This window comes from Curvibacter cyanobacteriorum, from assembly GCF_028649475.1.
GTDB classification, from domain to species: domain Bacteria; phylum Pseudomonadota; class Gammaproteobacteria; order Burkholderiales; family Burkholderiaceae_C; genus Curvibacter; species Curvibacter cyanobacteriorum.
The window spans coordinates 438,724-461,310 of sequence record NZ_JAQSIP010000002.1 but is presented as its reverse complement, the minus strand read 5'-3'; the positions used below and the strand labels follow the sequence as shown (position 1 = coordinate 461,310).

At 68.5% G+C, this 22,587-nt stretch carries 20 protein-coding genes; 14 read left to right on the top strand and 6 right to left on the bottom strand.

Annotation, left to right across the window (positions count from 1 at the left end):
* The first annotated feature begins 22 nt into the window (after positions 1–22).
* The 6 genes from PSQ40_RS05590 to PSQ40_RS05565 all read left to right on the top strand — a co-directional run bounded on the left by PSQ40_RS05590 (position 23) and on the right by PSQ40_RS05565 (position 5,594).
* A complete protein-coding gene (locus tag PSQ40_RS05590; protein ID WP_273949466.1) occupies positions 23–1,033 on the top strand; it encodes a sugar ABC transporter substrate-binding protein in 1,011 nt (336 codons plus the stop codon).
* Between the two features lie 197 nt (positions 1,034–1,230).
* The gene (locus PSQ40_RS05585) at positions 1,231–2,181 is read left to right on the top strand and encodes an ABC transporter permease (RefSeq protein ID WP_273949463.1); all 951 of its coding nucleotides are present in this window, start codon (positions 1,231–1,233) and stop codon (positions 2,179–2,181) included.
* A complete protein-coding gene (locus tag PSQ40_RS05580; protein WP_273949460.1) occupies positions 2,181–3,005 on the top strand; it encodes an ATP-binding cassette domain-containing protein in 825 nt (274 codons plus the stop codon). Before PSQ40_RS05585 ends, PSQ40_RS05580 begins: the two co-directional genes overlap by 1 nt.
* Before the next feature lie 58 nt (positions 3,006–3,063).
* The gene (locus PSQ40_RS05575; RefSeq protein ID WP_273949457.1) at positions 3,064–3,531 is read left to right on the top strand and encodes an RbsD/FucU family protein; all 468 of its coding nucleotides are present in this window, start codon (positions 3,064–3,066) and stop codon (positions 3,529–3,531) included.
* Entirely contained in the window at positions 3,479–4,753 is a 1,275-nt protein-coding gene (locus tag PSQ40_RS05570; protein ID WP_409338552.1) for an ROK family transcriptional regulator, read from the top strand. The genes PSQ40_RS05575 and PSQ40_RS05570 overlap by 53 nt, the downstream gene beginning before the upstream one ends.
* A gap of 85 nt (positions 4,754–4,838) precedes the next feature.
* Complete coding sequence (locus PSQ40_RS05565; protein ID WP_273949453.1) at positions 4,839–5,594, top strand: hypothetical protein; 756 nt, start codon at positions 4,839–4,841, stop codon at positions 5,592–5,594.
* A gap of 157 nt (positions 5,595–5,751) precedes the next feature.
* Here PSQ40_RS05565 and PSQ40_RS05560 read toward each other — a convergent pair whose 3' ends face one another.
* Entirely contained in the window at positions 5,752–7,122 is a 1,371-nt protein-coding gene (locus tag PSQ40_RS05560; RefSeq protein WP_273949451.1) for a dicarboxylate/amino acid:cation symporter, read from the bottom strand.
* A 381-nt stretch (positions 7,123–7,503) separates the two neighbouring features.
* On the opposite strand from PSQ40_RS05560, the gene PSQ40_RS05555 reads away from it, so the two are divergent.
* The 3 genes from PSQ40_RS05555 (at position 7,504) to PSQ40_RS05545 (ending at position 11,022) form a co-directional block, all read left to right on the top strand.
* Positions 7,504–8,472, top strand: coding sequence for a dioxygenase family protein (locus PSQ40_RS05555; RefSeq protein ID WP_273949448.1), 969 nt, complete (start codon positions 7,504–7,506; stop codon positions 8,470–8,472).
* Positions 8,473–8,587: 115 nt separating this feature from the next.
* Positions 8,588–10,318, top strand: coding sequence for an ATP-binding protein (locus PSQ40_RS05550; RefSeq protein ID WP_273949445.1), 1,731 nt, complete (start codon positions 8,588–8,590; stop codon positions 10,316–10,318).
* A complete protein-coding gene (locus PSQ40_RS05545; protein ID WP_273949443.1) occupies positions 10,315–11,022 on the top strand; it encodes a response regulator in 708 nt (235 codons plus the stop codon). Before PSQ40_RS05550 ends, PSQ40_RS05545 begins: the two co-directional genes overlap by 4 nt.
* A 92-nt stretch (positions 11,023–11,114) precedes the next feature.
* Here PSQ40_RS05545 and xseB read toward each other — a convergent pair whose 3' ends face one another.
* The 4 genes from xseB to PSQ40_RS05525 form a co-directional block, all read right to left on the bottom strand.
* Positions 11,115–11,474: an exodeoxyribonuclease VII small subunit gene (gene xseB, locus PSQ40_RS05540; RefSeq protein WP_273949441.1), complete on the bottom strand. Its 360-nt coding sequence runs from the start codon at positions 11,472–11,474 to the stop codon at positions 11,115–11,117.
* A complete protein-coding gene (gene xseA, locus PSQ40_RS05535; RefSeq protein ID WP_273949438.1) occupies positions 11,471–13,219 on the bottom strand; it encodes an exodeoxyribonuclease VII large subunit in 1,749 nt (582 codons plus the stop codon). The genes xseB and xseA overlap by 4 nt, the downstream gene beginning before the upstream one ends.
* Positions 13,220–13,493: 274 nt before the next feature.
* Positions 13,494–14,477: a DUF6976 family protein gene (locus tag PSQ40_RS05530; protein WP_273949436.1), complete on the bottom strand. Its 984-nt coding sequence runs from the start codon at positions 14,475–14,477 to the stop codon at positions 13,494–13,496.
* A gap of 10 nt (positions 14,478–14,487) precedes the next feature.
* On the bottom strand, positions 14,488–14,625 hold the full coding sequence (locus PSQ40_RS05525; protein ID WP_273949433.1) for a hypothetical protein: 138 nt from the start codon (positions 14,623–14,625) through the stop codon (positions 14,488–14,490).
* 324 nt (positions 14,626–14,949) lie between these two features.
* Between PSQ40_RS05525 and PSQ40_RS05520 the strand changes: the two genes are divergently transcribed.
* The gene (locus PSQ40_RS05520; RefSeq protein ID WP_273949431.1) at positions 14,950–17,793 is read left to right on the top strand and encodes a diguanylate cyclase domain-containing protein; all 2,844 of its coding nucleotides are present in this window, start codon (positions 14,950–14,952) and stop codon (positions 17,791–17,793) included.
* 68 nt (positions 17,794–17,861) lie between these two features.
* On the opposite strand, the gene PSQ40_RS05515 is transcribed toward PSQ40_RS05520, so the two are convergent.
* The gene (locus PSQ40_RS05515) at positions 17,862–18,680 is read right to left on the bottom strand and encodes an IclR family transcriptional regulator (protein WP_273949428.1); all 819 of its coding nucleotides are present in this window, start codon (positions 18,678–18,680) and stop codon (positions 17,862–17,864) included.
* Positions 18,681–18,806: 126 nt separating this feature from the next.
* Between PSQ40_RS05515 and PSQ40_RS05510 the strand changes: the two genes are divergently transcribed.
* The 4 genes from PSQ40_RS05510 (at position 18,807) to PSQ40_RS05495 (ending at position 22,570) form a co-directional block, all read left to right on the top strand.
* Positions 18,807–19,799 (top strand): Bug family tripartite tricarboxylate transporter substrate binding protein, encoded by a 993-nt coding sequence (locus PSQ40_RS05510; protein WP_409338551.1) that lies wholly within the window; start codon positions 18,807–18,809, stop codon positions 19,797–19,799.
* A 67-nt stretch (positions 19,800–19,866) separates the two neighbouring features.
* Positions 19,867–20,550 (top strand): RraA family protein, encoded by a 684-nt coding sequence (locus PSQ40_RS05505; RefSeq protein WP_273949426.1) that lies wholly within the window; start codon positions 19,867–19,869, stop codon positions 20,548–20,550.
* A complete protein-coding gene (locus PSQ40_RS05500; protein WP_273949423.1) occupies positions 20,550–21,482 on the top strand; it encodes an NAD(P)-dependent oxidoreductase in 933 nt (310 codons plus the stop codon). The genes PSQ40_RS05505 and PSQ40_RS05500 overlap by 1 nt, the downstream gene beginning before the upstream one ends.
* Positions 21,483–21,502: 20 nt before the next feature.
* Positions 21,503–22,570, top strand: coding sequence for a cyclase family protein (locus PSQ40_RS05495; protein ID WP_273949420.1), 1,068 nt, complete (start codon positions 21,503–21,505; stop codon positions 22,568–22,570).
* Positions 22,571–22,587 lie beyond the last annotated feature (17 nt).

The window sequence follows — 22,587 nt, the reverse complement described above, 5'->3', positions numbered from 1 at the left end:
CAAAACGCCACCAGGAGACCCCATGCGCCCTGCCCTCACCCTGTTCGCGGCGGCTGCCGCCACCAGTGCTTTGATTGCCTCGGGCGCTGCCCAGGCCCAGAGCCAGCCCGTGATCGGCCTGATCACCAAGACCGAGACCAACCCGTTCTTTGTGAAGATGAAGGAAGGCGCTGCCGAGGCCGCCAAGACCGCAGGGGCCAAGCTGCTGACCGGCGCGGGCAAGACCGACGGCGACAACGCCGGCCAGGTCACCGCCATGGAGAACATGATCGCGGCCGGCGCCAAAACCATCCTGATCACGCCCAGCGACAGCAAGGCCATCGTGCCCAGCATCAAGAAGGCGCGCGACAAGGGCGTGCTGGTGATCGCCCTGGACAGCCCGACCGACCCGATCGATGGCACCGACGCGCTGTTCGCCACCGACAACTACCAGGCCGGGGTGCTGATCGGCCAGTACGCACGCGCCGCCCTGGGCAGCAAGCCAGCCCGCATCGTGACGCTGGACCTGTTCCCCGGGCACCCGGTGGGCGCCCAACGCCACAACGGCTTCCTCAAGGGCTTTGGCCTCAATGCCCCGGACGCCAAAAGCAATGAACTCGGCAAAGACCCCGCCGTGGTCTGCATGGCCGACAGCTACGGCGACCAGGCCAAGGGCCAGACGGCGATGGAGAACTGCCTGCAGAAAGTGCAGGACGTGAACGTGGTCTACACCATCAACGAACCCGCTGCAGCCGGCGCCTTCAACGCCCTGAAAAAGGCCGGCAAGGAAAAAGGCGTGGTCATCGTCTCGGTGGACGGCGGCTGCCAGGGCATCAAGGACGTGGGGGCCGGCGTGATCGCGGCCACCAGCCAGCAGTACCCGCTCAAGATGGCGGCGCTCGGTGTCGAAGCCGGCGTCACCTACGCCAAGACCGGCCAGAAGCCCAGCGGCTACACCGACACCGGCGTGACCCTGATCGCGGCCAACGCCCAGGCCGGCGTGCCCAGCCAGAGCGTCAAAACCGGCACCGACCTGTGCTGGGGCAAGAAGTAAGCCCCTGGCCTGACCGACCGGGCCGGGGAACGGGGGCCTGAGCGCCTGCCGCCCCCCGTCACCGCCCTCGCCACCGAGCCTCGGCCGCTGTCGCGCCGCCTTGGCCCCACACCGATGCCCGCACCGCCCGCGGTGCCCCACGCCCCCCCAGGCCCCTGTCACGGCCCGGGAGGTGGCCCCTCCCAGGAAGGATTCCCGTGAAAGACAAGTTGCCCCCCCTGGCCACGCTGGGGCCCCTCGTGGCCCTGCTCGCTGCCTGCCTCTTTTTTGCCACCCAGAGCGACCGTTTTCTGAGCGCCGGAAACTTCAGCCTGATCCTGCAGCAGGTGATGGTGGTCGGCGTGATTGCCATTGGCCAGACCCTGATCATCCTGACCGCCGGCATCGACCTGAGCTGCGGCATGGTGATGGCGCTGGGCAGCATCGTGATGAGCAAGTTCGCCACCGAGCTGGGCCTGCCCGCGCCGCTGGCCATCCTCTGCGGGGTGGCGGCGACCACCGCGTTCGGGCTGCTCAATGGCCTGCTGGTGACACGCGTCAAGCTGCCGTCCTTCATCGTCACGCTGGGCACCATGAACATCGCGTTCGCCATCACCCAGCTGTACTCCAACTCGCAGACCGTGACCGACCTGCCCCCGCTGCTGACCGCGCTGGGCAACACCTTCCAGCTCGGTCAGACCGAGTTCGCCTGGGGCGCGCTGCTGATGATCGGCCTGTACCTGCTGGCCTGGTTCGTGTTGCGCGACACCGCGGCTGGGCGCCATGTCTACGCGGTCGGCAACAATGCCGAGGCCACCCGCCTGGTGGGCATCCCCACCCAGCGTGTGCTGCTGGGCGTGTACGTGATGGCCGGCCTGTGCTACGGCGTCGCTTCGCTGCTGAGCGTGGCCCGCACCGGGGTCGGCGACCCGAACGCCGGCCAGACCGAGAACCTGGACGCCATCACCGCCGTGGTGCTGGGCGGCACCAGCCTGTTTGGCGGCCGCGGCGTGGTGTTGGGCACCCTGGTGGGCGCGCTGATCGTGGGCGTGTTCCGCAACGGGCTGACGCTGATGGGCGTGTCCTCCATCTACCAGGTGCTGATCACCGGCATCCTGGTCATCCTGGCCGTGGCCACCGATCAACTGTCTCGCAAGGGAGCCCGCTGATGAGCCGCTCACCCACCTCCACCCCGTCGACCGCCAGCACCCAGCCACTGGTGATGCAGGCCCGTGGCCTAGTCAAGCGCTATGGCCAGGTCACCGCGCTCGATGGCGCCGACTTCGACCTGCGGGCCGGCGAGATCCTGGCCGTGATCGGCGACAACGGCGCGGGCAAGTCCTCGCTGATCAAGGCGCTGTCGGGCGCCACCGTGCCCGATGAGGGCGAGATCTTGTTGGACGGCCGCCCTGTGCAGTTCAAGAGCCCGATGGACGCGCGCCGCGCCGGCATCGAAACCGTCTACCAGGACCTGGCCGTGGCGCCCGCCATGACCATCGCCGAGAACCTGTTCCTGGGCCGCGAACTGCGCCGCCCCGGCTGGCAAGGCACGCTGCTGCGGCGCCTGGACAAAAAGGAAATGCTGGCCCAGAGCATCGCGCGCATGCAGGACCTCAAGGTCGGCATTCGCTCCATGACCCAGGCCGTGGAAACCCTGTCGGGGGGCCAGCGCCAGTGCGTGGCCGTGGCCCGCGCGGCGGCCTTTGCCCAGCATGTGGTGATCATGGACGAACCCACCGCAGCGCTGGGGGTCAAAGAAGGCAACATGGTGCTGGAGCTGATCCGCCGCGTGCGCGACCAGGGCCTGCCCGTGGTGCTGATCTCGCACAACATGCCGCATGTGTTTGAAGTGGCCGACCGCATCCATGTGGCCCGACTGGGCAAGCGCGCCGCGGTGCTCAACCCCCGCAAGATCAGCATGAGTGACACCGTTGCCGTGATGACCGGGGCCCTGGCGCCCGAGGCCCTGCCCGCCGAGTGCCTGGCGAACTGAGTCCGCACCACCGCCCCAACCACGCCCCACGCCCTGCAGCCCCGACCCCAGTCGCCCCATGCTCAAAGGTATTGATCCCCTGCTCAGCCCCGACCTGCTCAAAGTGCTGGCCGAGATGGGCCACGGCGACGCCATCGTGATCGCCGACGCCAACTTCACCGCCCAGTCCCTGTCGCGCCACCCCTCGGGTGCGCGGCCCGTGCTGCACCTGCCCGGGATCAGCGTGGAACGCTGCGCACGCGCGGTGCTGTCGCTGCTGCCGCTGGACGCGTCGGTGGCCCAGCCGATCACCTGCATGCAGGTCTGTGGCACGCCCGAGGGCTACCTCAGCGCCCAGCAGCGCAGCGTGGTGGCCATGCTGGAAGCCGAGGGGCATGCCCTGCCCGCGCAATGCGAGGCCGTGGAGCGATTTGCGTTTTACGATCGGGTGCGCGCGGCCCAGGCCATTGTCCTGACCGGCGAACTGCAACCCTATGGCAACTTCATCTTCCAAAAAGGCGTCCTTGGAGAAGCCCTTGTCCCCTGACACCGCCACCACCAGTCCGCGCCTGCGCCCGCGCGGCTCCAGCCAGGGCGGCCTGCGCCAGTACAACGAACGGGTCGTGCTGCAAGCGGTGCGCCTGCACGGGGCCCTGCCCGGGGCCGAACTGGCGCGGCTGACGCACCTGACGGCCCAGACCGTGTCGCTGATCACCAAACGCCTGATCGAGGATGGCCTGTTGCTCAAGCAGGCGCCCCTGCGCGGCAAGGTGGGCCAGCCCTCGGTGCCCCTGGGGCTGAACCCCGAGGGGGCCTGGTCGGTGGGCGTGAAGGTCGGCCGACGCCGGCTCGACGTGCTGCTGATCGACTTTGAAGGCCAGGTGCGTGAACGCGCCAGCACCGACCACGCCTACCCCGACCCGGAACAGGTGCTGAACCAGGTCTGCCAGCAGGTGGAGGCTTTCAAACAACGCCTGGGCCCCGCGGCGGCCGAGCGCCTGCAGGGCGTGGGCGTGGCCGCGCCGCTGTCCCTGGGCGGCTGGCAGCCGCTGCTGGGCTACCCCGCAGACTTGGCCCAGCGCTGGGAACGCACCGACCTGCGCCTGGCACTCGAACAGCGCTGTGGCCTGCCCGCCACCACCCTCAAGGACACAGCGGCCGCCTGCGTGGCCGAATTGGTGGCTGGACGCGGGCGCAGCCTGAAGTCGTTTCTGTACGTGTTTGTCGACACCTTCATTGGCGGCGGTCTGGTCATCGACAGCCACCTGCGCGCGGGCCTGCATGGCAACGCCGGGGCGATCGGCTCGCTGCCGCTGGGCCTGGCCCCGAGCGGCCCCGGCGGGCGGGACGCGCCAGCCCAGTTGCTCAGCGTGGCCTCGCTGGTGCAGCTGGAGCAACGCTTTCAGGCCGCCGGCCTGGACCCGCGCGCCGCCAGCGACGCGCGCGCCCTGCAAGCGCCCTGGCAGCCCCACACCGAGGCCTGGTTGCAGGCCGCGGGCACGGCCATCGCGCTGGCCAGCAACAGCGCCTCCTGCCTGCTGGACCTGGACGGCGTGATCCTTGACGGCGCCTTTGACCGCGCCCTGCTGGACGCGCTGCTGACCCACACCGAGCGCGCGCTGGACCGCTACAGCTGGGAAGGTGTGGCCCGCCCACAACTGCTGGCCGGCACCATTGGCTCGGACGCTGGGGCGCTGGGCGGCGCCTTGCTGCCGCTGTACGCCAACTTTGCGCCGGCGCCGGACCTGTTCCTCAAAGTGGCGAACTGAGGCCGCGCCGGTTCTCCGGGAAAATGGGTCGGGAATGTAACTAATTGTTTGACCTGTCAGGCACTTCGCGCAATGCTCAACAGGCATGTTCGAGCGCCGCCCCCTCCCCCACCTGACCTGGTTCGCCCTGGCCTGGATGGCCGCCCTGGTGGGCGCCGTCCCCGCCCAGGCCGCGCCCAGCTACTACCTGGTGACGGTCTACGACGGGGCGGGTGAAATGAACGTGGATTTCCGCTACTGGACCGTGGACCCGCGGCGCGGCCGCACCCGTGTCTGGCCCGAGATCGGCCTGGGCTACGGCGTCAACAGCCGCTGGTACACCGAGGTGTTTGTCAGCTATGTGGGCGAGCACCCCGAGCGCGTCAGGACCGAGTCGGTCAACTGGCAAAACGATGTTTTGCTGACCCAGGGCCAATACCCGTTTGACCTGGCCATGCACAGCAACCTGGCCTGGAACAAGGGCCCGGGCAGTGGCCGCCTGCTGGAGCTTGGACCGGTGCTGCAAACCGAATTCGGCCGCACCCAGCTCAACACCAACCTGTTTTGGGAGCGCAGCCTGCAGACCGAACGGCCCACGCCGACCCAGCTCAAATACCAATGGCAAGTGGCACAACATTGGCGGCCCGGGGTGCACCCGGGCTGGATGGGGTTTGGCGAGTTGGGGCCCTGGGACGACCTGTCGCCGCGCCGCCAGCAGTCGCACCGACACGGCCCGATGGTCAAGGGCAGCCTGTCGCTGGGGCCGCGCGAAGAACTGCGCTACCACCTGGGCTACCTGATGGGCAAGGCCTACGGCAGCAAGGCCAACATGCTGACCTTGCGCGTGCAGTACGTGTTCTGAAACCGGTGCTGACCGGCGAGCCGTGCCGCAAGCCCGGGCTGGGCGGGCTGGTCTGGGCTGAAGCCCCGCCCGCGCCGCCCAAGCGGTGACAGGCCACCGGCCCGGCCGACCAGCAAAGGCCTGACCGGGCGCCTGACCAAGCGCCGCACCGACGGCCTCAGCGACCGCCGAAGGTTTCGGTCTTCTGGTCCAGCAACACCTCGGGGGCGTCGGCTTCTTGCCAGGTTTCGTGGTTCAGGCCAGCCTCCAGGCGCTGCATGTCCAGGTCCCCGGTCCAGCGGGCCACCACCAGCGTGGCCACACCGTTGCCAACCAGGTTGGTCAGGGCGCGCGCTTCGGACATGAAGCGGTCGATGCCCAGGATCAGCGCCAAGCCCGCGACCGGCACATGGCCCACGGCCGACAAGGTGGCGGCCAGCACGATGAAGCCGCTGCCGGTCACACCGGCGGCGCCCTTGGAGGTCAGCAGCAGCACGGCCAGCAAGGTGATCTGCTGGGTCAGGGTCATCGGCGTGTCGGTGGCCTGCGCGATGAAGACGGCGGCCATGGTCAGGTAGATCGAGGTGCCATCGAGGTTGAAGGAGTAACCCGTCGGGATCACCAGGCCGACTACCGACTTGCGGGCGCCCAGGTTCTCCATCTTTTCCATCATGCGCGGCAGCACCGATTCGGACGAGGACGTGCCCAGCACGATCAGCAGCTCTTCCTTGATGTACTTGATGAACTTCCAGACGCTGAATCCGTGCAGGCGGGCAATCAGGCCCAACACCACAAAGACAAAGATCAGGCAGGTGGCGTAGAAGGTGCCCATCAGCTTGCCCAGGCTGAACAGCGAGCCAATGCCGTACTTGCCAATGGTAAAGGCCATGGCGCCAAAGGCACCGATCGGGGCCACCTTCATGACGATGCCGACGATGTCGAACAGCACATGCGAGGTCTTCTCGATGAAGTCAAACACCAGCGTGCCGCGGCCGCCGAACTTGTGCAGGGCAAAGCCAAACAGCACGGCAAACAGCAGCACCTGCAGGATTTCGCCCTTGGCAAACGCGTCCACCACCGAGTTCGGGATCACGTTGAGCAGGAAATCCACCGTGCCCTGCATCTTGCCCGGGCCGGTGTAGGCCGCAATGCTCTTGCTGTCCAGGGTGCTGGCGTCCACATGCATGCCGTCGCCCGGTTGCACCAGGTTGACGATCACCAGCCCAACGATCAGGGCCAGCGTGCTGACAATCTCAAAGTACAGCAAGGCCAGGCCGCCAGTCTTGCCGACCTTCTTCATGTCTTCCATGCCCGCAATGCCGACCACCACGGTGCAGAAGATGATCGGCGCAATGATCATCTTGATCAGCTTGATGAAGCCGTCGCCCAGCGGCTTCAGGTCCGCGCCCAGGGCGGGGTAGAAATGGCCCAGCAGGACGCCGAGCGTGACCGCCACCAGCACCTGGACGTACAGGGATTTGTAAAGCGGGCGCTTGGTGGGCACGGCAGCGGCCGGGTGGGCCACTTGGGAATTTTGAGGGGTAGTCATGGATGAAAAGGGCAGCCCAGCCGGTGACCGGGCCTTCAAAAAGGTCCGGCATTCTATGAGGCCTAGGGTTTACTAGCATTGTGGAAAACCACAAATTTGATCTAGCTGTCAGTTTTGATTCAGGCAGGGTCAGTGCCGGGCCCTCAATGGACCGATTCCCCCCGTGCTCCACGCCCGAGCTCCGCCCCCTGCGCTGCGGCCAGCGGTCCACAGCACACAGCCCCACGCTGGCGCCACAGCGCGCCCACCGGCTCCCAGATTTCTCCCAAGTGCCTCAGCACACTGGCGCTCCCACACCCCAACGCCTGAATCGACATGCCCAAGCCCTTCACCGCCCCCTCGACAAGCCTTGCGACCGACCTGTCCCGGCCGGCCGCTTCCGTGTCGCTCCCCGTCCCCACCGAGTCCTCCTGGCTGGTCCCCGCCGCTGCGGGGGCCCCGTCCCACACCCACCGCCGCAAAGCCCTGGGCACCCTGGGTTCGCTGGGCCTGATGGCCTTGACCGGCTGCGGCGGCGGTGGCAGCAGCAGCGACAGCAGCACCAGCAGTTCGAGCAGCACCAGCAGCACCGCCAGCAGCAGCACGGACAGCAGTTCCGCGAGCAGCAGCGGCACGGCATCGGGTTCGAGCAGCGCCAGCAGCAGCTCGAGCGCCAGCAGCAGTGGCAGCAGCTCGGCCAGCAGCAGCACCGACACCACCACCACCAGCTGCACCGCCATCCCCGAAGAAACGGCCGGCCCCTACCCGGCCGATGGCTCGACCGCCAGCAACCAGACCTACAACGTGCTGGCCCTGTCGGGCATCGTGCGCTCGGACATCCGCAGCAACATCGGCAGCAGCACCGTGTTGGGCGGGGTGCCCCTGACCTTGACCCTGACCCTCATCAACACCAACCAGAACTGCGCCAGCCTGGCCGGCTATGCCATCTACCTTTGGCATTGCTCGCGCGAGGGCACCTACTCGGTCTACAGCACCAGCAACCTCAGCGACAACGCTTTCCGCGGCGTGCAAGCGACCAACAGCAGCGGCCAGGTCACCTTCACCACCATCGTGCCGGGCTGCTACTCGGGCCGCATGCCGCACATGCACTTCGAGGTCTACCCCAGCCTGGCCAAGGCCACCAACGCCAGCAACAAGATCAAGACCTCGCAGCTGGCCTTCCCGACCGACACCCTCAAGACCGTCTACAGCAGCGCCAGCGGCTACAGCGCCAGCGTCAGCAACCTGGCCGCCATCAGCTTTGCGACCGACAACGTGTTCAGCGACGGCTACGCGCTGGAGATGGTCAGCCTCAGCGGCAACCTCACCGACGGCTACAAGGCCTCGATCACGGTGGCCATCGCCGCCTGAAGCGGCGCCCCCCGGCGCGTCGGCCCAGGCCGGCGCACCGGCGCTCTGCGCATGCCGCAAAATCGCGCTTTGTTCCTGACCGGCGGCGCTGCCTGGCGCCGTGTTGCTGCACGCCATGCCCCGCCTCACCCTGCCGCGCAAACTGTTCCTGGCCCTCAGCGGCCTGTTGCTGAGCATCGTGCTGGTGTTCCTCGCGCTGACACGCTGGGGCCTGCAACACAGCCTGGGCGACTTTGTCGCCGAGATCGAACTGAGCCGCATGGACTGGCTCAACAGCCGACTGGCCCAACGCTACGCCGAGCAAGGCAGCTGGGCGTTCCTGAGCGACGAGCCCGACGCCTGGTCGCAACTGCTGCGCCGCCGCCCCGCCCCCCGCGAGGGCGACGCCGCCTTGGTGTCCCAAGGGGCCCCCAGTGGGCCACCGGGGGCCCTGCCACGGGGTCCGAACCCGGGCGGCGGACCGGGCCAACCACCTGGCCCGCCGTTCGACCGCTCCGGCCCCCCCGCCCACCGCGGCGATGGGCCACCAGGCCCCCCGTCGCCCGGCGACCCACAGCCCCACCCACAGCCCCCATCTTGGCCGCCGCGCCCCGAGTCCGAGCCGCCCCCGCGACCCCGGGGACCGGGCCCCAAACCCGCCGACGGCGGCGGCCCCGACTCGGTCTACCCGCGGCTGGTGTTGCTGGGGCCCGATGGCCAGCAGCGCCTGGCCGGCGCCGTGCCCAGCGAACCGCTGGCCGCCGCGCTGCGCAGCCCGATCGACCACCAGGGGCGCACCGTGGGCTACCTCGCGGTGCTGCCCCTGCGCCACCTCGGGGGCCAAACCAACCAGGCGTTTCTGGCCCAGCAACTGCAGTTTGCGCTGTGGGCTGGTGGCGTGGGCCTGCTGCTGGCGCTGCTGATTTCGTGGCGCCTGAGCCAGCGCTGGTTGCGTCCCATCACCGCCCTGATCCAGGCGGCCCAACAGGTGGCGCGGGGCCAGCCGGCGGCGCCGCTGCCCACCCAGGGCGATGACGAGTTGGCCGCCTTGAGCCAAACCTTCAACCACATGAACCAGGAACTGGCCTCGTTCGAAGCCTCGCGCCAGCGCTGGCTCAGCGATGTGGCGCACGAACTGCGCACGCCGCTGGCCGCCATGCGGGCCGAGATCGAGGCGCTGCAAGACGGCATCCGCCCCTTCAACGCCAGCACCACCGAACGCCTGCACCGCCAGGTGATGCGGCTCGGCCAACTGGTGGACGACCTGCGCCTGAGCCTGCACGAGCCCGACGCGCCGGCCCTGCCGCTGCCCGACTCCGTGCAGCCATTGCCCCTGCTCAAGGAGAGCGTGGACTGGATGCGCGAGCGTTTTGCGCAGGCCGGCCTGCGGCTGACGTTGGACCCGCTGTGCGAACAGGCCCCCACCCACTGGCAGCTGCCAGGCGACGAACGCCGACTGCAGCAGGTGTTCATGAACCTGCTGGAAAACAGCCTGCGCTACACCCAGGCCGGGGGGCAGGTGCATGTCTCGGCCGAGGCGGTGGGCCCGCGCGAAGGCAGCAGCCCCCCCGAGGGGCTGTGGCTGCATGTCGACGACAGCGCCCCGGCGCCGCGCGCCGACGAACTGCAGCGCCTGACCGAGCGCTTCTACCGCGCCGACAGCTCGCGCAACCGGGCGCTGGGCGGCTCGGGCCTGGGATTGAGCATCGTCCAGCGCCTGGTCGAAGCCCATGGCGGGCGCTTGACGCTGACGCTGTCAGCCCTGGGCGGCCTGCGGGCCAGCCTCTACCTGCCACTGAATTCAAAGGCTCCAACGCCGCCTGGGACGACAAGTCAGGCGGCCCCGGCGCCCAGCCACACCCCATGACCGCCCCGATTTTCATCGTCGAAGACGAAGTCGACATCGCCAGCGTGCTGGCCGACTACCTGCTGGCCGCCGCCTACCCAGTGCAGTGCTTCCACGACGGCCTCAGCGCGGCCCAGGCGCTGCAGGCGCAACGCCCGGCCCTGCTGCTGCTCGACATCATGTTGCCTGGCCTGGATGGCCTGAGCCTGTTGCGCGACCTTCGCCAGCGCGAGCCCCAGCTGCCCGTGATCCTGATCACCGCCCGGGTCGAGGAACTGGACCGCCTGCTGGGCCTGGAAACCGGCGCTGATGACTACATCTGCAAGCCCTTTTCCCCGCGCGAGGTGGTGGCCCGGGTCAAGGCCGTGCTGCGCCGCAGCGCAGCCCAGCCCGCCACCGCCCCGCCCCCGGCCCCGACGCGACTGCACTTGGATGCGGAGCGCTGGCAGGCCACGCTGGACCAGCAGGCGCTTGAGCTGACCCGGCGCGAGTTCGAACTGCTGCAGGTGCTGCACGCCAGCCCGGGCCGCACCTATTCGCGCCAGCAACTGCTGGACCGGGTGTACGCGAACGAGCTTGACGTGACCGAACGCGCCATCGACAGCCACATCAAGAACCTGCGCCGCAAACTGAACCAGGCCGCACCGGGCAGCGAATGGATCCGCTCGGTGTACGGCGTGGGCTTTGTGCTGGAGGAACCCGAACCGGACAGCGCTGTGGGCTGAAGACCAGGCCAGCCAAGCCCCCGGGGGGGGCGGGCCGATGCCGTGCCGGGGCCCCGTCAGCCCGGGCTGGACGCGCCTTGGTCCAGGGTCGGTCAGAACGGGATGTCGTCGTCGTTGACCGGGGGTTGCGGCGCAGGCGGTGAAACGGGGGCAGCGGACGAAGCAGACGCCAGGGCCGCCTTGGCAGCACGGCGCGGCGCCGGGCTGGCGGCCACGGCGGCCTCCGGCTCGGTGCCCGACGGCACGCCTGCGGCCCCCGCGGCCGCCTCGCTGCCCAATTCTTTCTCCAGCGCCTTTTCGACCGCATCGATGCGCGCCTGGCAAATCTTGTAGGCACTGACCGACTCTTCGACGATCTGCAGCAGGTCGTCGATGTTGGGTTCGCGTTGCTCACGCAGGGTTTGGGCGTGGCGTTGCAGGACGCCGTAGGATTCCTTGAACGTGTGCTTCATGGCTTGAGGAGTTGGGCGGCCCGCTGGCCGTCATGGAATTGAAGGGTGATGTCCCCGGCCTCGGCCGAGGCACTGGTGATGGGTTCGCCGCGCGCGCTGCGCACCACGGCAAACCCGCGGCCCAGCGTTTTGCTCGGGCCCTGGCCCGCGATCTCGCGCATCAGGCTGGTGCTGCCCTCGCGGGCGTCAACGATCGACTGGCGCGCCTGCTGGGTCAGCTCGGTCCAGCGGTGTTGCAGTTGCTCTTTTTGCTGCCGCAGCGCGGCCGACGACAGACCGGTCACCGTGCCGAGCTCGGCGCGCGTCTGCAGCCGCGCACTGCGCAGCGCCTGGCGGGCCTCCGCGCGCACCTCGTTGATCAGGGCCGGCACCTCGCGCTGGGCGCTGAACAGCTGCGCGCGCGCCTCGGTCTTGACCTCCGACAGCCGCGCCTGCGCCAGCTCGGCGCCCAGCCGAACCGTGTGCGCGGCCTGCACGCGCAGCTCGCCCAGGTGGCTGGCCACCTGACTGCGCGCCTGCGCCAGCTGGCTGCGCGCCCCCACCTGCACCTGGTGGTGGCAGTCGGTCACCTGCCAGCGCGCCTGCTCCAGCGTGCGCCGGGCCTGCTGGGTGATGGCCTCAAACAGGGCCTGGGCCTGCCAGGCGCGTTCGCGGATCTGCTGCTCGATGCCGGCGATCACTTTGGACGGGGTGTCAAAACGCTGTTGCGCCACCTCGTCGAGCACGGTGTTGTCACGCTCATGGCCAATGCCGGTGAAGACCGGCACGGGCAGCTCGCACAGGCAGCGGGCCAGCGCGTAATCGTTGAGCCAGGCCAGGTCGTTGACGGCACCGCCGCCCCGGATCAGCACCACCGCATCGGGCTGCCACGGGTGGTTGGCGTCGATCTGCTCGAGCGCGGCCAACAGCTGCTGGCGGATGTCGCTCGCGGCCCCCTCGCCCTGAAAACGGCTGTAGACATAGCGGAAGTGGCACAGGCCGTGGCGCTCGAGCCGCGACGCCTCGGCCTGGAAGTCGCCCAGGCCGGCACCGCCTTCGGGCGCCACCACCAGGATGTGGTTGAAGTCCCAGGGCGGGGGCAGCTGGCGGTTGCGCTCGAACAGGCCCTCGCGGGTCAGGCGCTCACGGATCTCGCGTTTGCTAGCCTCCAGATCGCCCAGGGTGTAGTGGGGGTCGATGGCGTCGATCTCGAGCGAAAACCCATACTGCGCCTTGAACACCGGGCGCGCCCGCACCAGCAGCTTGAGCCCCGCGGCCAGCTCGATCCCGGTGGCCTGCTGGAACTGCGGCAAGATGCGCTGCGCCTGGTTGGACCAGACCATGGCGTGCGCCTTGGCCAGCGTGCTGCCGTGGGCGTCGCGCTCGGCCAGCTCCAGGTAGACGTGCTGACGGATGCGCACATCGACCAGTTCCACGGTGGTCCAGACCCCGTCCCGAAAAGCCTCCGACACGGCCAGCGCCACCCCGTTGAGCAGGCGCGACAGCGGGATGCCCTGCGCCCCCAGGGGGGCCAGCGATGACGACACGGTCGCCGGCGCGGTCAAAGGCAGCGCGCCCGAAGCCGAGGGGTCGCCCCCTGGCGGCGCTGCGGCCCCGGCCGCACTGTGCGGCAGCCAGCGCGCGAACGGGGCCAGGTCCAGCCCCGCGGGCACCCGCCACTGACGGCGCGCCGGATCCCAGCGGGCCCCCAGGGCCTTGACCTGGTCTTTGTCGGCGTAAGTGGTGACGAGGTAGGTGTCGCTCATGCCCCGGATGTTAGTGCCTCCGGCCCCGCCCTAGCGGGCCGGCCCCTGGGAACCACGAACACGATCCCGCCCATCGCCGCTGGGCGCTGGCGCCGGGGCACCCAACCGCAGGCAGTCCTGGCGGCGCGACAAGGCGGCGCAGCGAGGTCTCAAGGCCCGGGTTGGCGGTGCTGAAACGACAACGGCCCACCAGGGGCCGCTCAGGAAACCGGTCTGGGGCCGGGCGGGCGGTGTCACCCACGGCCCGCGGCCCCGGACGCATCGGGGCAGTGCCTCACTGGATGCGCACGCTCACCATGGTTTGGTTGAGCAATTGGTAGGCGATCTCACCGAAGGTGATCGGCCCCGCCATGCCCCCGATGGCCTTGCCCTCGAGGTCGCCAAAGACAAAGTTCAAGATGCAGTTGCAGGACAGCGCCAGGCCGTCGGTGTTTTGGTCGGCCAGGCGGGCGCGGAAGGCCGCCGCGTAGTCCCCCACCGGCTTGGCAAAGCGGTAGTCCACGCCGGGGAACACCGGGGCGTACAGCACCACGGTGCCGCCGGCTTCGCCCACGCTCTGCAGCGAGACGTTCAGGTGCGCGCCGGCAAAGTCGCCCACCAGCGGCAACTGACCGCTCTCCAGGCCGCGCTGACGCACGTAGCTGGCAAAGTTGGTGGGTTGGCCGTTGACCAGGCATTGGTCGACGCTGAAGGTGGTCTGCTCGAACTGCAGCAGGTCGCCTTCTTCGGGCTCGAACAGGTTGACGATCTCGATCGAGGCCAGCTTGTCGTCTGGCAGCTTGACGTAGGCCACCACGGCCCGGTCTTCGTACTTGGTGGCGGTGCGGCCGTCATAGACCTTGGGGGTCTGCTGGCCAAGGTCCGACAGGTGCACCCCGGCGATCCAACCCACGGTGGGTTTGAGAAACGCGTCTTCGAAGTTGGCGGCGTCGGCGGCAAACTTCTGGTGCGAGCTGCTGCCCGCGGGCAGGATGGTCACGGCAAAGCCGTTGTCCGGGCCGTTGCGGCTGATGTCGCCGAGCGACTCGGGGCCGTAGCTGGCAATGCTCACTTCACCGGCGGGCGACAGGTCGGTGGCAAACACCTGGCCTTCTTGCACCACCACGCCGCCCGAGGCGACCATGAAGTACGGGATGGTGCCGCCAATCCAGTTGCCGGCCGGCAACTGGTCCAGCGCCGATTCGGGACCGGCCAGGCTCAGGGGGGTGCCCCGGCGGATCAGCTCGGCCGCAGCCTGCACGGAAATCAGTTCGTTCATGGTTCGGTCCTCAAACAGTGGTCAGTTGGGCAATTTCGGTCGGCAAGATGCGTTCCCATTTGGTGAAGAAGGCATGCACTTCAGCGGCCCGGGCCGGCAGGGGATCGGTGCTGCGCTCGATGCGCTTGGCCAGCAATTGGGTGCCCAAGTGCTGGGTCCGGATCTTTGACAAACCGCCGGCGGCCAACTTTTGCCAGCAGGGGTGACCAAGTGCAGGAATTGCCATATCAAATTCACCTTTAATAAATTTACCTATCAAAGGCTTTAATTTAGCAAATATAACGGTAAATTTGTGGGTTATTTTGGGCGAAATATTTAACCTAGATCAAGCTTATCAACTGCCAGTCGCTGACTTGATCGGTCTGATGCGCGCAGTCATCGGGGCAAGCCCTCCCCGTGAATTGCGAGAAATGCCATCGGCCTCGCCCCAGTTCCAAGCAAAATGAGCGTCCCTCCCGCCAGGTTCGATTGCATGCCTGCTGCTTTAGCCCCCTTTCGTGACACCCTCTGGCTGCGCTCGTCGCGCGCCCGCCTGACCCTGCTGTTCGGCAGCGCGTCCCTGCTGGTCGCGCTGCTGCTGGCCGTGTACGCGGACCGCCTGGCCACCGAGCGCGTGTTGCGCAGCAGCGGTGAGGCCCTGCTGCATGTGGGCCGCCCGGTCGCCCATGCGCTGGCTGACGGCATGCTCGAACGCGAGCGCGACATCGCGCTGTTGAGCCGCAACCACCTGCTGACCTCGGGCGAGTTGGACTCGGCCTTGTCGTCGTCCTACCTGGACGAACTCAAACAAACCTTCCCGGCCTACTCGTGGATCGGCATTGCCGACCCGACTGGCCGGGTGCGCAGCGCCACCGGCGGGCTGCTGCTGGGCCAGTCCGTGCAACAGCGGCCTTGGTTCAGCGGCGGACTCCAAGGCCCCTATGTCGGCGACGCCCATGAAGCGGTGTTATTGGCCAAACTGCTGGGCGCCGAGAACGCCAAGGAGCCACTGCGCTTCCTGGACTTTGCTGCCCCCATCCGGGCCCCCGACGGCCGCGTGCTGGGGGTTGCCGCCACCCACCTCAACTGGACCTGGGTGACCCGCCTGGTGCAACAGGCCAGCGCCGGGGTGCGGGCCCCGAATGGCATCGAGTTGCTGATCGTCAGCGAGGCTGGCGCAGTGCTGCACCCCTCCGGCCAGGCCGACCTGATGCGCACACTGAAGGAGCCCCCCTTGCTGGACGATTACCGGGTGCAGGCCTGGGGCGATGGGGGGGATTACCTGACCGCCTCTGTCGAGGTGCCCTCATTCACCGCCCAGAGCCTGCGCTGGAAGATCGTGCTGCGCCAACCGCTGGACCAGGCCCTGGCCCCGGTGCAAGAGGTGCACCGCCTGATCGTGACCCTGGCCCTGCTGCTGACGGCCCTGCTGATGCTGATGATCTATTGGATCGCCCAGCGCTTCAGCCAGCCCCTGGAGCGCCTGGCCGAGATGGCGCGCCGGATCGACGAAACCGGCGAAGGGGCTGACTTTGAGATCCGGGCCAACACGCTGGAGTTCGGCCACCTGCGCGACAGCCTGCGCCAGCTGACCCAGCACCTGCTGAGCAGCCAGCGCGAGCTGCGTGAGGCCAACCTGAGCCTCGAACACAAGGTCGAGGAACGCACGCAGGAGATCAAGCTGCGCGAGGAGCAGTACCGGTCCATCCTCGAGGAGCAGTCCGAGCTGATCTGCCGCTTCCGGGCCGACCTGACCCTCAGCTACGTCAACGAGGCGTTCTGCCGCCAGTTCGGCGTGCGCCGCGAAGAGATCCTGGGCCAGGTGTGGTCGCCGGTCGTCTACCCCGACGACCTCGAGCGGGTGCAGGCCGCGCTGGCCGCCACCCACCCGGAACGCCCGGTGATGTCGATCGAGAACCGCGTGCTCAACGGCGAGGGGCAGGTGCGCTGGTGCCACTTCATCAACCAGGCCTTCTACGACGCAGACGGGCAGTTGCTCGAATGGCAGTCGGTGGGGCGCGACATCACCGAGCGCAAGGCGCTCGAGGAGGCGCTGCAACGGGTCTCGCATGAGTTCCAGGACCTCTACGACAACGCCCCCTGCGGCTACCACTCGCTGGACGCCCAGGGGCGCTTTGTCCGGATCAATTCGCTGGCCCTGTCCTGGCTGGGTTGCCGCCGCGAAGAGGCGCTGGGCCACCTGGGGCCCAGGGACTTTTTTGACGAAGCCGGCCGCGCCCGCTTCGATGAGCACATGCCCCGCCTCATCGAGCAAGGCCAGGTGGGCCCGCTGGAGTTCAACCTGACCGGACGCCATGGCGAGACGCGGCGCATCAGCATGCAGGCCACCGCGTTGCGCGACGCCGACGGGCAGTTCCTCATGAGCCGCACCGTCATGTACGACGTGACCGAGCTGTTCGCCATGCGCAAGCAGCTGCGCCAGCTCAACAGCGAGCAAGAAGCCATGCTGGACAACGACATGCTGGGCATTGCCCGCGTCAAAGACCGGCGCATGGTCTGGCGCAATCGCGCCCTGGAGCGCATCTTCGGCTACGAGCCCGGCGCCCTGCTGAACCAGCCCACCGAATGCCTGTACGCCTCGCCGGAGGACCATGAGGCCTTCGGTCGCGATGCCTACGCCACCCTGCGCAGCGGCCAGCATTTCCGCCGCCAGATGCCCATGCGCAAGGCCAATGGCGACACGTTGTGGATCGACCTCAACGGGGTCCAGCTGTCAGAAGACAGCAACGAGTCGCTCTGGTTGCTGCAGGACATCACCGAGATGAAGCAGTACCAGGCGCAGGTGGAGCACATCGCCTTCCACGACCCGCTGACCCACCTGCCCAACCGGCTGCTGCTGTCGGACCGCATGCGCCAGGCCTTTGCGCTGCACGAGCGCGCCAAGACCCTGACCGCTGTGTGCTACCTGGACTTGAACGGCTTCAAGGCCGTCAACGACCAACACGGTCACGAGGCCGGCGACCTGCTGCTCAAGGCCATGGCCAAGCGCCTGCTGGACGCGGTGCGGGCCCACGACACCGTGGCCCGCCTCGGTGGCGACGAATTCGTGCTGTTGCTGAATTCGCTGCACCAGACCGATGAAGCCCAGCTGATCATCCAGCGCGTGGAACACGCGGTGCGCCAGCCGGTGCGCCTGCCCTCCGGCACCGAGGTGCAAGTCTCGACCAGCGTGGGGGTGGCCTTCCACCCGACCGATGGCCAGCAACCCAGCCAGCTGCTGACCCTGGCCGACCAGGCCATGTACGAGGCCAAGCGCCGGCTCAAAGGCCGCCCACCCCGTGCCGACGGGGCTGCCGCCGCGAGCGCCGCGCGCTGAGCGTTACCCCCGAGGCCACGGCCCCGCGCACAGACCGCACACAGACCGCGCGCAGCCCAGGCAGCGCCTCAGGGGTGCCAGGCGTTGGCCTTGAGCGGGCCTGCGGCCAGCGCGGGCTTGCGGCTGCCGCCCAGCGCGTAGGACAGCTGATTGGCCGCCTGGATGATGGTCTGCGCCAGGTCCAGCAACACCGCTTCGTTGAGGCGCGAAGTCGGCCCTGAAATGCAGACCGACCCCAGCAACTTCCAGTGCAGGCCAAACACCGGCGCCGACACGCTGGACACCTCGGGCTCGCGCTCGCCCAAGGACAGGTGGTAGCCCCGCTGGCGAATCGACTCGTAGGGCTCGCCGGGCTCGCCCGAGAACGCCAGGATGACCCGCCCCGGCGCGCCCAGGTTCAAGGGCAGCCCCAGCCCCACGCGCACATGGTGGCGGATGGTGCGCGGGCCATCGACCCGCGCCAGGCAGGTGCGCAGCTCGCCTTCGCGCACGTAGAAAGACGCACTTTCGCCGGTCTGGATGGTGAGCTCGCGCAGCACGGGTTCCACCAGGTCGTGCACATCGAAGGTGGCCTGGTAACAGGCCCCCAGCCAGCCCGCGGCCCGGCCCAGGCGCCAGGCACCGTCGTCGCGCTGCACCAGGTAGTGGTCGGCGGCCAGGGTGCGGGCCAGGCGCAGGGCGGTGGTCTTGTGCATGCCGGTGCGGCGGCTCAACTCGGCCAGGCTGAGGAAAGCGTCGTCCATGCCAAAGGCCTCCAGCAGGCGCAGCGCCCGCGTGACCGCCACCACCCCGCCCGGGCTGCCCGCCCCCGCGTCGCTGTCCGTGGCCACAGAGGCGTCGGCCGGACCTGGATCGCCCCCTTCAGGCGCTTGTTTTTTGTTTCGCATGGTGGACCTTGGTCTGCACAGTGAAACCGCATTGTACTTGTTGAAACGAACTCCTAAAGTCCACCGCCAAGACAAAGGCCGCCCCCAACAGGCCTCCCTTCCCCCGGTTTGACCACAGGAGACAACGTGAACCTCACCCATCGCAGCCTGCTCAAGGCCACCCTCTTGGCCTGGCCCCTGCTGGGCCTCGGCGCCCATTTCGGCCTGGCCCAGGCCGACACCTTTCCCAGCAAACCGGTCCGACTGGTGGTGCCCTTTCCCGCTGGCGGGGGCACCGACATCATTGCCCGCGCAGTCGGACAGCAGCTGTCCGATGGCCCGAAGTGGAGCGTGGTGGTGGACAACAAGCCTGGCGCCGGTGGCAACCTGGGCGTTGACGCGGTGGCCAAGGCCCCGGCCGATGGCTACACCCTGGTGCTGGGCCAAACCAGCAACCTGGCCATCAACCCCACGCTTTACGCCAAGCTGCCCTACGACCCTTTGAAAGACCTGAAGCCGGTGGTGCTGGCCGCCACCGCCCCGCTGGTCATCGTGGTGCCGGTCGACTCCAAGCTCAAAAACCTCGAGGAGTTGCTGAACGCGGCCCGCAAGGCCCCGGACCGCTTGCTGTTTGGCACCCCGGGCAATGGAACGGTCGCTCACCTGGCCGTGGAGCAGTTGCACAAGGCCGCTGGCATCCGGATGCAGCACGTGCCCTACAAGGGCTCGGCCCAGGCCCTGACCGACCTCATGGGGGGACAGATTGACGTCTATGTCGCCTCGGTCCCGACCGCCCTCAGCCACATCAAGGGGGGCCGACTGCGGGCGCTGGCGGTCACCTCCGACAAACGCTCCAACCAACTGCCCCAGGTGCCGACCGTGGCCGAATCGGGCCTCAAAGGCTTCGAGGCCAACACCTGGTTCGGCTTCCTGGCCCCGGCCGGCACCCCGGCCCCGGTGCTCGAGCACTTGAATCAGGCCATCAACCAGGCGCTGAAGTCGCCTGCCGTGCGCTCCCGCCTGATGGGCGAAGGTGGCGAAGTGCTGGGCGGAACCCAAGCCGAATTCGCTGCGCTGCTGAAAACCGACGTGCAACGCTGGGGCCAGATCGTGCGCGAGGCCGGCGCCCGCATCGACTGAGCCCCGACCCGGACCCTGCTGGAACTTTCTTTTTCTTGACCCCTTTCACCTCACCACACAACACGCCATGAGCAGCCCAGACATCATCAAAGACTTTCCCCGCGTCAGCCCCGAAGACGTGGCCCAGGCCAGCCAATACCAACCCGCGATCTTTTCGGACATCGCAGGCCGCCGCGGTGCCCTGCATGGCCGCATCCAGGCCCTGCGCCCGCGCATGAAGGTCGCGGGCCCCGCCTTCACCGTCGAGGTCCGCCCCGGCGACAACCTCATGATCCACGCCGCCATGTCGCTGGCCAAGCCTGGTGACGTGCTGGTGGTCGATGGCAAGGGGGACCAGACCTCGGCCTTGATGGGCACCATCATGATGACCGCCGCGCGCCAGCTGGGCCTGGCCGGCGTGATCCTGGACGGCGCCGTGCGCGACAGCCTGGAGATCGACGAGATGGACTTCCCGGTGTTCTCGGTCGGGACCAACCCCAACGGCCCGACCAAGAACAACGGCGGTCGCATCGGCCACCCCATCTCCTGCGGTGGCGTGACGGTGCGCGCAGGCGACCTGGTGATCGGCGACGGCGACGGCGTGGTGGTGGTGGAGCGTGAGCAGCTGCCCGGCCTGCTGCCCCTGGCCGCGCACAAGGTGCAGGCCGAAGCCAAGCGCATTGCCGCCATCAAGAACGGCGACACCGCCGCCAAATGGCTGACCGCCTCGCTGGTGGCCGCCGGCGTGCTGCGCGAAGGCGAGGTGCTGTGATGACCCGCGGCACCATTTTGATCACCGCAGCGGACCTGGCCCCGGCGGCGCTGGCCCTGCTGAGCGACTACGAGATCGTGTACGCCGGCAAGACCCCGCAGGTGGCCGACATCGTCGCGCTGGCGCGGCGCCACAACCCGGTCGCGATCATCGTGCGCTACAGCAGCGTGACGGCCGAGGTCATGGACGCGGCCCCCGCGCTGCGCGTGATCTCCAAGCATGGCAGCGGCACCGATACCATCGACAAGGTGGCGGCCGCCGAGCGGGGCATTGCCGTGACGGCCGCGGTCGGCGCCAACGCCGCCGCGGTGGCCGAGCAGGCCCTGGCCCTGATGCTGGCCTGCGCCAAGTCGGTGGTGGCGCTGAACGAGCGCATGCACCAGGGCCACTGGGACAAAGCCACCCACAAGAGCCTGGAGCTGGGCGGCCGCACCGTGGGGCTGGTGGGGCTGGGGGCCATTGGCCAGCGATTTGCGCGCATGTGCCACGCCATGAACCTGCGCGTGATCGGCTTTGACCCCTTCGCCCGCGACCTGCCGGCGTACATCACCCCGGTGGACCTGGACACGCTGTGGCAACAAGCCGACGTGATCTCGCTGCACTGCCCCTTGACCCCAGAGAACCGCCAATTGATCAACGCCCAGACCCTGGGCCGTTGCAAACCGGGGGTCATCGTGGTCAACACCGCGCGCGGTGGCCTGATCGACGAAGCCGCCCTGCTGGCGGCGGTGCAGTCGGGTCAGGTCAAGGCGGCCGGACTGGACAGCTTTGCGGTGGAACCGATGGTGGCCCCGCACCCCTTCCACGGTCAGCCGGGCTTCATCCTCAGCCCCCACATCGGGGGCGTGACCAGCGACGCCTACGTCAACATGGGCGTGGCCGCGGCCCGCAACTCACTGGCCGTGCTGCAGGCCAGCCCCCAACCCGCCTGAACCCAGCGAAAGGAACCGCCATGGCTGAACGCCGATGGACCCAGGCCCCGCCCGGCAGCAGCTGGGGCGAGTTCGGCCCCGACGATCAACGCGGCCGCATGAACCTGGTGGACGCCCACAAGGTGCTGCAGGGCGTGGCGGAGGTGAAGGTCGGGCGGACCTTCTGCCTGTCCCTGCCCCTGGACGTGCCCGGTGGCCAGCGCCTGAACCCGCGCCGCATGCCACCGCGCCGCTACAGCGTGCTGCGTGACGGCCAGAGCCAGGGCCAACAGGGCTTTTGCTGGTCCTACCAGAGCGAAGACCCCGACCTGACCGATGTGGTCAACGACGATGTGGTGCTGATGAGCCTGCAGTACAGCACCCAGTGGGACAGCCTGGCCCATGTGGGCAGCCACTTCGATGCCGACGGCGACGGCGTGGCCGAAGCGGTGTTCTACAACGGCTACCGCGCCGGTCGCGACATCCGCCCCGGCACCGAGGACCCGCAAGCCAGCGCGCCATGGGCCCGTTACCCGGGCCCGGAAGCGGCCGCACTCGGCATCGAGCACCTGGCCGAGCACGGCGTGCAGGGCCGCGGCGTGATGATCGACCTGGCCTACCACCTGGGTCGCGAGCGCCAGGCCGTGGGCTACGACCGCTTGATGCGTTTGCTGGACGCCGACCGCATCGAGGTCGAAGCCGGCGACATGGTCTGCCTGCACACCGGCTACGCCGACACCCTGCTGGCCATGAACCGCCAGCCTGACCCGGCCTTGCTGCACGCCACCGGCAGCGGGCTGGACGGGCACGACGCCCGGCTGCTGAACTGGATCACCGACAGCCGCCTGGCCTGCCTGCTGGCGGACAACCCGGCGGTCGAACTCGTGGTGCCCAAGCTGCTGTCCCCCCAGCCGCTGCGGCAGCCGCGCCTGCCGCTGCATGAGCACTGCCTGTTCAAGCACGGCATCCACCTCGGTGAGCTGTGGTACCTGACCGAGCTGGCGGACTGGTTGCGCCAGCATGGTCGCCACCGCTTCCTGCTGACCGCCCCACCACTGCGCCTGCCGGGTGCGGTGGGCTCCCCCGCGACCCCGATCGCCACCGTGTAAACCCCGGGGCCAAGCCA